The sequence below is a fragment of the Bradyrhizobium sp. Ec3.3 genome (assembly GCF_000472925.1).
Taxonomy (GTDB): domain Bacteria; phylum Pseudomonadota; class Alphaproteobacteria; order Rhizobiales; family Xanthobacteraceae; genus Bradyrhizobium.
The window spans coordinates 1-13769 of record NZ_AXAS01000108.1; the positions used below are offsets into that span (position 1 = coordinate 1).

A 13769-nucleotide genomic window follows, 5' to 3' on the forward strand; every position below is an offset into this window, starting at 1 on the left:
TCACTCGCGTTACGGCCTGCACACTCGCGCTGTCACCAATTCGTGACACGCTAATCGAAGGCTTCAGCCACTTCGTTACCTCCATGACTGCTCCGACTGCTTCCGGCTGGAGCGTTTGCCGGGTGGGGCTTGCACCCACTGGAAAGCGCCGCCTTCTCACGGCGCACACCCGATGCAGGCACCCGTCGATGCCGGAGTCGGCGTAGAGGCGATCTCCACAGGAACAAGCGCCGGCACGGCATCCCCGCTCAGTCGGCCTTCGCGCGCCAATCGGCGCCACGTGAACAATTGGCTTGCAGACAACCCGTTGCGCCGGGCCGTTACCGACACCAAGCGTGGCCCGCCACGGCTCTCGGCAACGATCCGCTGCTTTTCTTCCAATGTCCAACGGCGTCGATCGCCTGTCGAGACAACTTCCCGTCGGGAAACCTTCGAAATAGGCGTATGGTCTGTCATACGGCCATGTCTTCACTCTCCTTCGCACCGCGCAAGGCGGCCTTTGCCAGAGCGATACGTGGCAGACAGGATCGAAGCGTTCATAGTCACGCCGCACACAATGTGTCATCGATTGCGAATAGATCTAGGAGGAGCGTCCGATTCACGGCAGGATAAAACTACGCAAAGCAAGTGGCAGCAATATGCGGCCTATAGATAAACTTGCATTGTCGGGACCTACAGGGCTTTGCCGCGCCAAGAGAGGAAAAGATGTTTTCGGGAGGTCCGATTCTCCCGTCGCAGACCACGGCGACAAAGATCTGTACGGTTCGCCGTTTTGGGACTTAGGGCGCAGCGCATTAGCCTTCGCTGTGCGCTATTGAACTAGGCGGCGGACTGGTCGATCAGCGATTTCATCGGTTGAGGTTGGAGACTGTCTTTGGATATCGTGATGGGCCCTAATCAGCGTGTCGATGCTGTGGTCTCGTGATACATCATTTCGCGACCTGCCATTCATCACCGCCTCCTGGACGAGGTGTAACCTACCAGCATCAGCGATTCGGCAAGATCAGCCAAGATAAATACATTGAAGGACCATAACCCTGCGCTAAGACGGCCGACCTCGCTGGAACCTGTGACGGCCATCGAAACCCAACTTACGCTGCTTCTGTACGATGTATCAATTCTTGTTTCGACTGCCGAACGACTCGAGCATGATGGGCACACACCTCCAAGCCATTGGTTCGCAATCTGGATAGGATAGTCCCGGCGGTTAAGACGAATGCTGGCTCGCGCGTCGCAGCACCCATGCGAGCTGAATCAACACCTCATTTCAAGCCCGCGCTCAAGTTTGGCTTGAAATCTGCAGTCAGACCACAGGCGACGAAGTTGACCTCCGGGTACCACGACATTGTTGAGCGCGATCGACATTTCGTGCAACGGGAACAATGGAATGGCCTCGCGAAAAAACACTGGTGACCACCTGCGACCAATGAAGCCCGTCGCGCCAGTCACCAACACCTTCACGTCAGAACTTTCAGTTCGGGAACCGCAACGACAAAATTGCCGCCCCACGCCTTAATCTGCTCGTGCTGCTGCATCACCTCGGCAGAGATGTTCCAGGGCAGGATTACCACCCAATCTGGCTTTCGCTTCGCGAGCTCTGCTGGATGACGGATCGGGATGTGGCTGCCGGGCATGAACTTGTTCTGCTTGGACGCTGCTGCGTCGCAGACAAAGCTGATCAGGTCGGTCTTCAACCCGGCATAATTCATCAATGTATTGCCTTTGGCGGCCGCCCCATAAGCGGCAACCAACTTGCCGGCCCGCTTTTGCTCGATCAAGAAAGCGAGGAAGTCGTTCTTTACCTTATCCGCTTTCTGCTGGAATGTCCGGTACAAACCTGAAGCCTGCAACCCCAGCCTCTTCTCACAGGCCAACATGGCCGTAACCGCTGCCGTAGTCTGCCGCGAATCATCCTTGTCGCAGCCATAGATGCGCAAGGACCCACCATGTGTCGGGAGTTCCTCAAGATCGAAGACACGCAGTCCAGTCTTTTCGAAGATTTGGCTAACCGCAGTCAGCGACAGATACGAGAAGTGCTCATGATAGGCTGTGTCGAACTGATTCTGCGCAATCATGTTCTTGAGATGTGGGAACTCCAGGTTCACCGTACCTCCCGGCTTGAGTAAAATACCGAGGCCCAACGTGAAGTCATTGATATCAGGCACGTGAGCGTAGACGTTGTTGCCGCAGATCAGATCTGCCTGCCGCCCGTTTGCGGCCAGCATGCTAGCCGTGGCCGCGCTAAAGAAATAGCGAAGCACCGGTACGCCAATTCGCTCGGCCGCTTCGGCGGTGCTGGCAGTCGGCTCGATACCAACGCACGGTACGCCCATCTCAACAAAGTTTTTGAGGAGATACCCATCATTCGAGGCGACCTCGATGACGAAACTGTCTCGGGTAAGGCGCAGCATCTCGGCGATCTTTTCGCAATAGGCCTTGGCATGTTTCAACCAACCTTGCGATGTCGAGGAAAAGTACGCGTACCCGCTGGAGAACAATTCGTGAGCGGCGGCGTAGTCTTCGGTTTGTACGAGCCAGCACGAGTGACACACAAAGATCTTCAGCGGAAAGGTTGTCTCCGGCGCGTGGAGCTGCGCTTCCGAGAGATATGCGTTGGACAGCGGCGCGTGTCCAAGATCAAGGAACACATGTTCCAATGGCGTCTGGCAATGACGGCAATTCATAGGTTTAGGCCCTTAAAGTTCGCATCAAGAAGCGGATGCTTCGAGTCGTGTGCAGACAACTCTGTCGGCGGCAAAGGCCATGCAATGGCCATCCTCGGATCATCGAATCGAACGGCTCCTTCGTCGGCCGGCGAATAGAACGCCGTATGTAGATAAAGTAGTTCCGAGTTCTCCTCCAATACTTGAAATCCGTGGGCGCACCCTTCGGGAATGATGAAGGACCGGCAATTGGCCGGCGTAAGTTCGACCGCTGTCCATTTCAGGAATGTGGACGAATTCTTACGCAGGTCAACTGCAACATCGAACACTCGCCCTCGGAGACAACGCACGATCTTCATCTCAGCCATGGGAGGCTTTTGATAGTGCAGTCCACGGATGGCTCCAACCGAATTTGTAAGGGAGTAGTTGATTTGAACAATGCCGCGCGCACCGACGACTTGCTGCTCCTGATCGGCGCAGAACAGGCGATGGAATGATCCGCGGTGATCTGAATGCAGGTTGCTTTCGGCGACCCAAATCCCCGCAATATCAGTTTCGAACAACCTCACCTCTGTGGTCCTTTGCCTAACGAAGTCCGCGTTCGATGGCTATGGCAAGGCACCGCTGGAGCTGGGGCCGAATCCAGCGCGGCACGTCACTTCGCTCGAGCCAGGCGCGGTAGCACTTGGCAGTCGCGTTGACCTCCGCCGGTAGGTCCCAGACCGGTCGCCAACCTAGATCGCTCTGGGCCTTGTTGGCGTCGAGCTGCAACAGCTTTGCTTCATGTGGCTGCTCCTGATCGGTTTGGTGCCATAAAGCAGCCGGCCATGTGATCATGATCTGCTCGACGATTTCGGCTGTTCCCCACCTTTTGAGCGGGCTGCGGGAGGAGCGGCGTACCAAGGGGTGTGCTGCCATGTGGAAACCATCCCGGGTCGCAGCTTCAGAAGGCAGCCTTTTCCAATGCTTTTCGATACGACGTCCACTAATTTCCGAATTGGTCTCGAGCCGCAGTATGTCCCAGTGATGCGCCGTCAGCATAATTGAAATTCATTCCTGGTGTACACACCACGTCCTTAAGGTATCCGCGAGTCATCGAGACACGCCGGTATCGACTAGCCCGACTATTCCACAGTTCGGAAAATCTCTCGTGAATCTCTAACTTGTCCTCGCTCAAGTCGAAGGTCAGATCGACGTCTGCAGAAAGTAATTCAAAACTACACGAATCTGAGCCCGCAATCTCCTCCAAGAACTGGTAGGATCCCTGACCTTGTGGTCATGCTCCGAGCCATAGAACTGGGCCTGTCTTTAGCTAGAGTCGTTCGCGTACTGGGCTCGGGAGCGGAGAATGGCCTCACAATTTTCGGACCCACAAAAGGCATTCATTTTGAAGCAGGGGTTGGATGTGGGTTGCAGATATCTGCCGCAAGGCGGGATCAGCCAGGAAACCTACTTCAATTGGAAAAGAGAAAATATGATGGACTGCTGTCGACCGAGATGTGGAGGCTGAGCGCGATGATGAGAACGCCAACCTGCGCAATGTGCGCACGAATTGAGCCTCGAAGGAAGTGCTGCAGGACGCGCTAGCCCGATAAATATGAGGCCTGTCCGACTGGTTGATGAGATACGACTAGACTGTACGTCCCCTCCACAAAATGAGGCGACTCACCCTCGATGTTGCGACGAGGGTTGCCTGGACGGACCGGGCAGAGCCTCTAACAAGGAGGGCGAGTCGTGGGTCATCATACCGAGGTCTTTGTCGGAATCGATACGTCAAAATCGCGCAATGCAATAGCCATTGCCGACGGCGGCCGTGGCGGCGAGGTACGATATCTCGGAGAGTTTTCTGCCACGGAGGCAGCGATCCGAAAGCTGGTGGCAAAGCTTGTAGCGAAATGCTGTCATCTGACGTTTTGCTACGAAGCAGGGCCGACAGGATATGGCCTCTACAGACTGCTCAAGAGCCTCGGCCATGACTGCCTGGTGGTGGCCCCCTCGCTCGTTCCGAAGAAGGCCGGCGATCGAGTGAAGACAAACCGGCGCGATGCGGTAAGCCTCGCCAAGCTGTTGCGCGCAGGCGAGCTCACCGCGGTGTGGGTGCCGGACGAGCGCCATGAGGCTATGCGCGATCTCTCGCGCGCCCGTCAGGCGGTGAAGAAGGACCTCCAGGGCAAGCGTCAACAGATCTCGTCATTGATGCTGCGGCTGGGACGCATCTATCCGGGCAAGACAACGTGAGGACCAGCCCACATGAGATGGCTGATGTCGCAGAAGCTCGAGCATCGCGAGCAGCGCATCGCATTCGAAGAGTTACTTGAGCGGATACGCCAGGAAAGGGAGCGGATGGAGCGTTTGGAAGATGCCATCCGCGAGGTAGTACCCGAGTGTGGTCGCTTGCCGAGATTGTCGCGGCCCTGCAGGCGATGCGGGGGATTGATCTCATTGCGGCTGTGGGGGTGCTGGCCGAGATCGGCGATCTCTCCCGCTTTCAAAATCCGCGCGAGCTGATGGGCTATCTGGGTCTGGTGCCCACGGAAAACTCGACTGGCGACAAGGTCAAGCGAGGCGGCATCACCGAGGCCGGCAATGGGCGGGCGCGACGTATGCTTGTGGAGGCGGCCTGGAGCTATCGATATCCGCCGCGCGTGAGCCGAGACAAGCAGCCAAAGGTGGAGGCCGCACCGAGACGCGCGCGCGAGATTGCGTGGAAAGCGCAGACCAGACTGTGCGGGCGCTTCCGCTCACTCGAGCGGAAGGGCAAGCGGCGAACCGTAATCGCCACGGCGATTGCCCGCGAGCTATCCGCCTTCATCTGGGCGATCAATCGCGAGCTCATGGCACATCGACAGGCGTAACGTCGTTAGGGGCTGTGGACCGCTCGAGTCGTGAGGTGCGCTCGACCGGCCCACAGCCCCTCCGTTGCAACCAGGATCAGGGAATAGTCGCAGACATCAATCGTGCAGGGGTGAAGGCGAGACCACGGCAGGGGAATTCCTGAAACCCATTATGTGGCCGATCATCCGATCGACGCCCGACGCCCGACGCTAGACCAGGACAGCCCCAGACGAAAAAACGGAAATGCGGTATCCAATCCGCGCATCAGAGCCTGTTCACCGACGTCTTTGGGTCCCGCCTTCTCCTCTGCACGATCCATAAGAGTGCAAGAACTTCACGACGAGTCATCGTGGAGGCGGGAAACCGTGCGCTGTGTGCTTGACTGGGGACATCAGAGTGGGATGTTTTGATCTGCCGAACTCAGCACCACAGATCTCGTGGCCCTGGACACGCTGAGCTCGAGCAGCGGATAGCGACAGGTGCGAGGCGTGGCTGCGCTACAGACAAATCGGGCTTTCAGCTCATCATCCGCGGCGACGCCAGCATCCAAAACCGGGGTCCTTTACGTGCTGTTGCCGGATGAGTTGCCTTTGGCCACTGCCGAACGAGAAACGGCATGCCCGAGATGGCATGCTGAAGGAGATGCTGGCTCGATGACGCTCCCATGGAACTCCGTCAGATCGTAGCGCATAATCAAGACCCCCAGTATCGTTCTCCGCTGATTTGCGCTAGAAGTAATCAGTATAGAATCCAGTGGAGGCGCATCCTCGGCAACTCCGCTAGGTTGTCAACCGCGATCGTGGATCATTCAAAATCTGCCCGAATCCCCCTGTACACGCAAGCGTTGCGGATGAGTTCGCGCTCGCGTTCGGTGGCTCGCGTTTGCCGCCACACCACGCACCAGGACGAGATAATCATTGACAGTATGCCATCGAGAATGGTTGCGAGTGGAAGCGCCATTCACCGGTTCTTTGATAGTACCATATTGCCATAACGGAAGAATGAAAGAGACTTGTTTTCCTACCGGCTGATACAAGAATCAAGACGTAGCTCCGTTTCGGTCCTACCAATCTGCCGACTGCGCTGAGGGCGATCAATCCTCCATAGTGCGAGCGACTTCGATATGGCGCACCCGCTTTTCCGCGCTAAAGATCCAGATCAGCCCGGCGAGCGCGCCGACGATGAGGTGGACGACGCCGAATAGGAACGAGACTGCGGCGCCGTCGGTCTGCGCAAGCCCGGCATAGCCGAAGGCGATCATCATCGTCGCCTCGCGCACGCCCCATCCGGCGATGGAGATCGGCATCATGGTGACCAGCAAGATCGGCGGGGTCAATACGAACAGCTGCCCGAAGTCGCCCGGTGCATTGATCGCGCGCACGCAGCACCAGGTGATCACGACCGCGAAAAAATGGACGGCGAGCGAGAGAACGGCAATCTTCGGTCCGCTCTTCTTGCTGAAGATCACCTGATTGGCGAGCACCGAGCAGGCATGGACGTGCCTGCTCGGCCCCCAGCTTTTCAGCCACGGCCAGTGCAGATGGCCGAGCAGCAAAAAGCCTAGGCAGCTGGCGAGTACGGCAAAATCGACGAAGACCAGCGCGAGCCGACCATTGGAGTTGCTGATCATACCGTAGCTCCACGGCAGGCTCGCCACGACAATGAGCGCAAGCGCGATCAGGCCGACAGCGCGATCGGTCAGGACCGAATAGGTCGCCGCGCGCCAGCCCGCGCCGGTACGGTTGAGGAGCCAGAGTCGTACCGCATCGCCGCCGATCGATGACGGCAGGGTCTGATTGAAGAAGGTGCCAATCATGTTGTAGCGGAATGCCTTCAGATCGCTCATGGGCGCATGGCACAGATCGGAAATCTCGCGCCAGCGTGGCGCGCCGAGGAAGATTTGCAGGATCGTCACCGCAAGCGCGACCGCGATCCAGAGGAGGTTGATATGGCTCAGCCGTGACTGGATCGCCGAGAAATTGATCCCTCGCAGCGCCGGGTAAAGTAGCCCGAGCGACACAGCTACCCGGGTTATAAAGATTACAAATCCGCGCATGGCTACCCGGGGTTCGCTCACGTCTCGTCTGACCCAAATTATCTCACGCCAGCTTGTTCGAACGTCAAGCTAGCGCGTCTCTACGCACCTACCTGGTGACACGCGGAACTACCCCAGCGTGCGGCCCCTTGTCTCTCTCATACGGCAGCCAAACAGTCGTCGGCGTGGTGTCAATGACGTCTCCGAAGCCTCGAGTGGCGTGAGCCGCGCCGGGCGCTCGCTGATCTCGAGCACCCTCCCCGCTGGAAGGCGTGAATAATGACGTCTTGCAAGGCCGGGACGGCAGTCGTGCTCAGTGGCCTACCGGCGCATATATGTGAAATAGCGATTTCCACGCCAAGCAGCGCCGCCAAGAAGGATGCGCACTCGGGGACCTTGATCATTTTTCCGAATGGCAGGACTGCGAGCATTGTCACTTTTTTACTCAAATATTGGGCGGGCGGCACCGATATTGATGGGTGTACGTCCTTGATCGTCTGCAGTATGAACACTGAATCAGCGGCGCCACGGCTCGATCGGCGATCTGTTCCGTCACCAAACTTCTGCTCCCAAAATAATCAAAAACACCGATCATCTTGGTGCGCTTCCAGCTCGACGCCGAACTTAACGCTCTACCGCTTCTTCTCACATTTCATGTCACATGCCTAGCCATCGCAGATCGCGATTGAGCCTTCCAGCATCAATGTGCCGCCGCAGCGTGTTAAGACGCAGGTATGGAGAGTTCCGGAACTTCCTGTCGACGAACTTCATCCGTTCAAGGCCCTTCAGTAGGCGCGCAATCGACTGATCTAGAGAAACGCGCGGAATAAAATCCGGCGCCAGCGATTTGAAAAGCGAGAAGTCCACTTTGTAGGAACGCTTGTCGGACGGAGCATCAGCATTGATGCTGACCTTGGCATTAGAAACCTGCCGTTGCACAGCCTCCGCCAGATCGCTGATCTTATAATTACTTTCGTCTCGGCCAGCGTTGACTGCAAGCCAAGTCCCGCCGTCCTCCGCACGGCGCCGGATCGCCCAATAAATCGCTCGCGCCATATCTTCGACGTCGATCAGAGGCCGCCAGGGCGAACCATCGCTCAGTACGTTGATCTCGCCGCTGCTTACAGCACAGGCCACAAGGTCGTTTAGGACCAGGTCAAGCCGGAGGCGGTCTGACATCCCACACGCAGTCGCAAAACGAAGTGATGTAAAGACCATCCCGCTGAGGTCAATCTGCCGCAAGTCGTCCTCCGTGCCAATTTTAGAGCGCGCGTAGGGCGTCAGTGGATTGGTAGTATCGGTTTCTCCACGCGGCCATCCCACCGCTGCGCCATACACGGAACACGATGATGCAAAGACGAAATTTCCCACACCGTGGCTAGCAGCTATTTTGGCAATTCGAACACTTGCCTCACGATTTATTGAGGTGGTGACGTCCTCAAACTCTTTGCCCATCGGATCGTTCGAGACGGCAGCCAGATGAACAACCGCGTCCGCTTCGTCGAGGATCGCGGGGGTTAGTTCGCGCACATCGCCGATGTATTGCCTTGTTAGACAAGCCTCCGGTATCGATTCCGCTCCAGTCAAACAATGGCCAAAAAATCCGGAATCATAACCCATGATCTCGATTCCAGGATCCTTGGACTTTAGAAACCGAGTCAGCACCGACCCTACGTATCCCATATTGCCAGTGATCAAAACGCGCATTCTACTTCCTCACCATGGTTTCTTCGGCGGCCCTGCCCCGCGAGGCGGCCGAGACAATCGCACCGGACTTGCGATGGGCGCCGACCGCGGCATCGAGGTCTAGACCTAAGGTAGTACCGATTAGGCGTCGAAAGATCCTGAAGCAAACAGATTCCGATTCTCATTCCCTCTTCTCATTTTTCATCCTCCGGCGCCTGTTTTGGCAATTGAGGAGACTTGGTTGGGACCCGAACAAAAAACCCGTAGCGTTCTCACACTTGTAGTTGGCCAGCGCTTGGAGCAACGGCGAAAGGACATGCTGTTTCGTTTCGTCCTGGACAGTCTCCGGATCGCTCGGGCAAATCCCAGCCCATTCCAAAGCGCTCGCCACGCTGAAGGTAGGAGTTGTCCTTCTCCTGATCGAAGAGCTGTCTTATAGCCACACTCACCCAACTCTCGTACTTTTTGTTAATCGCGTCGCGGACCAATTGACGGACGGCTGGTAAGCCGATCCCGGGTCAAGGAAGGCGTCCCCTCTCCAACCACTAAGAGCGCCGCTGTCCAATCTTCGGTCTTCATAGCCGGCGCGAGGTTGGCGTAGATGGATTCGGTCTCCGCCAATTCGTTTGCTCTGCGCTCGTTTTCGGCTATCCGTTCGGCTAACTTAGCTTCATCGCTGCTGCGCCAGATGCTCTTCAGCACTTTCGACAAAACATCATCGAGCCGCGCTGGATGACAGATGAAGGCGATCCGGCCGTCGCGGTCGACGACGAATGAGGTGGGAAGCCCGAAAGAAGAACTGGTATTCATCAAAAGCCTATTCATTCCTCCTGTGTGGTCGGACGCGATCCGATAGTTAGTTTCGCGAACCACGCGCCCGACTTCGTTAGTCGTCATCTGCCTTCTGTGCCTCGTCGCGAGCCGCGACTCCGATAATCTCAAGTTCGCTGTCCTTATATGTTCTCTTGCAGCTGCGTCAGATAGGATATTGCTGCCGGGCATACTCGCACCTAGTCGCCCAATATTCGGCGATGTACACTTTCCCCGGCTGGCAGTTCGTGAGGGGCCGGGTCGGCCACACAGCCAGTTCTCCACCTTGATTTGAGGAGCCGGGGACTCGATGCGCAGCACCATGCCGATCTCCAAAGCTACTGCCGAGCCTTGCGGTGGCGGTTGCGCACGAGCTTGGCTCTCTCTCAGAAGCGTGGCAGACGGGTTCAAGTGAGATAAAGCATCTCCTCCCTTGCGGCGTTTGCGCGGCCTCAGTCCTCAATAAGCATATTGCTGCATCTCAGTTAGCAACGGCCATGCCAGCGCGTCACCGGGCTTTAAGGACCTGATTACGTTTGGGAAAACCCCTTACGGCGCCCAAGACGAGCAGTGTTTTGAACCTTACAGCCTTGGTGACGCTGTCAGAATGCCGACACGAATCGCGCACTTCAAGCCAGACATGCATGGTTTTGGCCTTGTGAACCGCCAAACGGAATTTGCTAATGCCTCTTGACCGTTAGGTGGGGGACTAATGGAGAGCGACAATGCAGATCGGAGAAGGAGAGCCATTCCTTGGACCGGCGGTGGCGTGTTGGTGGTCGACGACGACCAATTCGTCGCCGGACACCGCAGCTTATGCCGTCATGACGAGAGCGAGACTCAGACGACCCGGCACGCCGATGACAATGACGTTGACCGCCTGAAAATCGGGACGCGGTCTTATACGCGTCAATCATCTCAGTCGGTCGCGCTCGGCCCGGCTTGCTGCCGCGGCGCCCATTTCAATCGCGGGAACGCTGATAAAAAAGCGCCAACGTCGTCAGTGGCGGCAAGTCCTCCCTATCAGCGCTGAAGGACCAGATATCGCTTTTTTCGCAAACTAGCAGCTTGCGGTGACTGCGACCCCAGGCCGCCCGAGTCCTGTCGCGCTCCACCGCCGACGCTGCTCTTCTCTTGGCGGCGCTCGCAGCAGCGCGCACTTGCTCCGCCGGCTGCCCTAGATATGAGCAGCAGATGGCCGCTCACAATCCGCGCTTTCCTGCAGGTTGGCGACCCTGGCACGCACAGCCTCGTTCAGGCGGCGACTAATACAGGCGGCGAAGGCCACAGCTCCCCTCTTCAGAAGGAGCCCGCGACCGGCAACTACGCCGTGCTGCGCGAGCTCGGCGCGCCCGGCTTCCAGGTCAACACCGTCGAACGCCTCGCCGAGATCTTCGCCAAGCAGCGCAACGACCATCTCGACCTCGGCGCCTTTGTGGCTGCGTGGCTGGGGGAAAGCAATTCTGGCCGCGCCAAGCCCGCCAACATTTTCGAGCCTCGGGTCGAAGGTCGTACTGGTGCCCCGCGCCGATTCCGATGACACTCGCACTTGAGATGAGCTCAGCCCAGCAGCGTCTGCCCATTCCTTGCGACGGTAACTTGGCGCTCGCGAACATGCGCTTCGAACGAAATCGAATTGCCGTCCTTCCAGAGATTAACCGTAATGATCTCACCTGGGAACACCGTGGCAGAAAACCGGACGCGATGACGGTGGAAGGCAGAGGGATCGTAGTCGGCGTACGTCTGCAACACGGCCCTGCACGTCAGTCCATAAGTGTACATGCCATGCAGAATCGGCTTTGGAAAACCGGCGCGACGCGCGAATTCGGGATCGCTGTGCAGGGCATTTCGATCACCCGACAAACGATAGATGAGTGCTTGGTCAGGCCGAACCGGGATATCGACTAATCTGTCCGGCGCTCTGCGAGGTATTCGGTGCGGCTCGGGCATCCCCTCCGATGATCCGCCAAAACCGCCGTCGCCCCTCGCAAACGTCGAAGAAACGATCGTGACGATCTTGTCACCCTCGCCATCTCCGACGACAACCTCATTCTGAATGATCGCGCCTCTCTCCTTTCCCTTGTCGTACAGGCCGCGGACGCGCGCATCCGCGGTAACGCTGGCCTCGACGGGGATCGGCTTGTGAAATGTGATGGCGCTTTCGCCATCAAGGAACATGACGCGGTTGAGGTCGATGACTCCGGGTCGCGCCCCCAGACGCAGACCGAGGCAAAGGTCGGAACCACCTTGCTGGTGGGTCGCAAATGCCTCGTTGACAAACTGCAGCACCTTTTCGTTCAGAGGATCGGAGCCCATGCCGATACCAAGCGCACAAAGCATCACCTCGCGATCGCTCCACGAAAAGGGAGTGGCTTCAGTTTTGAGATTGAGTACCGCGGGATAGTCGATTGGCATTGTGTCGTTCCCTTATTGCTGTTGGCCCGTTTGGCATCAAACGCCGTAGAGATGTACCTCAGGCATGACGCCCCTCCTCAAAACGGAAAATCATCAGGTAATAGAAGACCTAGTAGCTGAGATGATCGATGATCCAGATCGCCTGTGCCGGCGATCTGGACTCGAGATCCGGCTTGCATGTGCGGGTCCAGAGAGAGCCATCAACTTGAGCGCTCTCCGCCTCAAGGCCTCGAAGACCGATGCTGATCGCAGGCCGTCGCGTCTTTGTAAAGGGAATGCGTTTCGCCTGGACATAGGGATCATCCAGCCCGAATGACATCCTCCTACATGAGGCGCTTGCCTATGTCTTTAAGAGTGAACCTCCTCCGAATTGATGGACACCTGTAGTAGGCTCGAAGAGCCAGGAGGTGTCGGATGGAAGGACGTCAACGTCGGTCGTTTACGGATGACTACAAGCGGCAAGCGGTTGATCTCGTAGCGTCGAGCGGGCGCTCGATCGGATCTGTTGCCAGGGAGCTCGGCCTGCGCGATTCCGTGCTGCGGCGATGGGTGGAGCAGCGAGGGGCCCGGCTGGAGCCGACGGCGGCGACGCGGCGCCCCACAACGCAGGCGACGCTGCCGTCGGCGGACCACGCGGCGGAGATCGCGCGTTTGCAGCGGGAGAACGAGCGGCTGCGCATGGAGCGCGATATCTTAAAAAAGTCCATTGCGATCTTTGCTGGAGGTCCGAAATGAGATTTCGCTTCATCGAAGATCGCCGCGCCGACTACCCGGTGACAATCATGTGCGGCGTGCTCGGTGTCTCGCCGGCCGGCTATTATGCCTGGCGCTCGCGCCCGGAGAGCCAGCGATCCGCCGCCAATCGTGAGCTCGTCGACGACATCAGGCGGGTTCACCGCGACACCAATGGCCGCTATGGCAGCCCGCGCGTCCATGCCGAGTTGAGGGCTCAGGGCCGCGGGGCCAGCCGCGGTCGCATCGAGCGATTGATGCGCCGCCACGGCATCAGGGCCATCATGGCGAAGCCACGCCGGGTGCGGACCACCGACAGCCGTCACGATTTCCCGATCGCCCCGAATCTTCTCGAGCGCAACTTCGTCGCCGCCGCGCCGAACCAGATCTGGCTCGCCGACATCACCTACGTCGAGACCGATCAGGGCTGGCTCTATCTGGCCACGCTGATGGATCTCTACAGCCGCAAAATCGTCGGCTGGGCGATGGCGGATCATTTGCGCGCCGAACTGCCAATGGCGGCCCTAGCGATGGCCATTGCGACACAGCGGCCTGGCGCCGGCTTGATCCACCATTCAGATCGTGGCGTTCAA

At 57.9% G+C, this 13769-nt stretch carries 8 protein-coding genes and 3 pseudogenes; 3 read left to right on the plus strand and 8 right to left on the minus strand.

What is annotated here, in order from left to right; genetic code table 11:
* Positions 1-156: 156 nt before the first annotated feature.
* From YUU_RS57865 to YUU_RS0144205, 4 genes are all read right to left on the minus strand, one after another.
* Positions 157-456, minus strand: coding sequence for a transposase (locus YUU_RS57865; RefSeq protein WP_084801961.1), 300 nt, complete (start codon positions 454-456; stop codon positions 157-159).
* A 1001-nt stretch (positions 457-1457) separates the two neighbouring features.
* A complete protein-coding gene (locus YUU_RS0144195; protein WP_027527900.1) occupies positions 1458-2684 on the minus strand; it encodes a class I SAM-dependent methyltransferase in 1227 nt (408 codons plus the stop codon).
* Complete coding sequence (locus tag YUU_RS0144200) at positions 2681-3232, minus strand: dTDP-4-dehydrorhamnose 3,5-epimerase family protein (protein WP_027527901.1); 552 nt, start codon at positions 3230-3232, stop codon at positions 2681-2683. Before YUU_RS0144200 ends, YUU_RS0144195 begins: the two co-directional genes overlap by 4 nt.
* Before the next feature lie 16 nt (positions 3233-3248).
* Entirely contained in the window at positions 3249-3704 is a 456-nt protein-coding gene (locus tag YUU_RS0144205) for a hypothetical protein (RefSeq protein WP_027527902.1), read from the minus strand.
* Positions 3705-4397: 693 nt separating this feature from the next.
* Here YUU_RS0144205 and YUU_RS54230 point away from each other — a divergent pair.
* A pseudogene (locus tag YUU_RS54230) lies at positions 4398-5518 on the plus strand (IS110 family transposase).
* A 1073-nt stretch (positions 5519-6591) separates the two neighbouring features.
* On the opposite strand, the gene YUU_RS0144215 reads toward YUU_RS54230, so the two are convergent.
* From YUU_RS0144215 to YUU_RS55650, 3 genes are all read right to left on the minus strand, one after another.
* Positions 6592-7554 (minus strand): lysylphosphatidylglycerol synthase transmembrane domain-containing protein, encoded by a 963-nt coding sequence (locus tag YUU_RS0144215; protein WP_027527903.1) that lies wholly within the window; start codon positions 7552-7554, stop codon positions 6592-6594.
* Positions 7555-8190: 636 nt separating this feature from the next.
* Entirely contained in the window at positions 8191-9240 is a 1050-nt protein-coding gene (locus YUU_RS0144220) for an NAD(P)-dependent oxidoreductase (RefSeq protein ID WP_027527904.1), read from the minus strand.
* A 447-nt stretch (positions 9241-9687) separates the two neighbouring features.
* Complete coding sequence (locus YUU_RS55650) at positions 9688-10116, minus strand: hypothetical protein (RefSeq protein ID WP_156944898.1); 429 nt, start codon at positions 10114-10116, stop codon at positions 9688-9690.
* 1096 nt (positions 10117-11212) lie between these two features.
* Here YUU_RS55650 and YUU_RS0144230 point away from each other — a divergent pair.
* The gene (locus YUU_RS0144230) at positions 11213-11569 is read left to right on the plus strand and encodes a hypothetical protein (RefSeq protein ID WP_027527906.1); all 357 of its coding nucleotides are present in this window, start codon (positions 11213-11215) and stop codon (positions 11567-11569) included.
* A 20-nt stretch (positions 11570-11589) separates the two neighbouring features.
* On the opposite strand, the pseudogene YUU_RS54240 reads toward YUU_RS0144230, so the two are convergent.
* Positions 11590-12444, minus strand: a pseudogene (locus YUU_RS54240) (MaoC/PaaZ C-terminal domain-containing protein).
* A 414-nt stretch (positions 12445-12858) separates the two neighbouring features.
* On the opposite strand from YUU_RS54240, the pseudogene YUU_RS0144250 reads away from it, so the two are divergent.
* Positions 12859-13769, plus strand: a pseudogene (locus YUU_RS0144250) (IS3 family transposase); the annotation flags it as partial.

Excerpts from the sequence above, each read along its gene's own strand:
- YUU_RS57865 (WP_084801961.1), bottom strand. The coding sequence starts at position 456 with ATGACAGACCATACGCCTATTTCGAAGGTTTCCCGACGGGAAGTTGTC.
- YUU_RS0144195 (WP_027527900.1), bottom strand. The coding sequence starts at position 2,684 with ATGAATTGCCGTCATTGCCAGACGCCATTGGAACATGTGTTCCTTGAT.
- YUU_RS0144205 (WP_027527902.1), bottom strand. The coding sequence starts at position 3,704 with ATGCTGACGGCGCATCACTGGGACATACTGCGGCTCGAGACCAATTCG.
- YUU_RS0144215 (WP_027527903.1), bottom strand. The coding sequence starts at position 7,554 with ATGCGCGGATTTGTAATCTTTATAACCCGGGTAGCTGTGTCGCTCGGG.
- YUU_RS0144220 (WP_027527904.1), bottom strand. The coding sequence starts at position 9,240 with ATGCGCGTTTTGATCACTGGCAATATGGGATACGTAGGGTCGGTGCTG.
- YUU_RS55650 (WP_156944898.1), bottom strand. The coding sequence starts at position 10,116 with ATGACGACTAACGAAGTCGGGCGCGTGGTTCGCGAAACTAACTATCGG.
- YUU_RS0144230 (WP_027527906.1), top strand. The coding sequence starts at position 11,213 with ATGAGCAGCAGATGGCCGCTCACAATCCGCGCTTTCCTGCAGGTTGGC.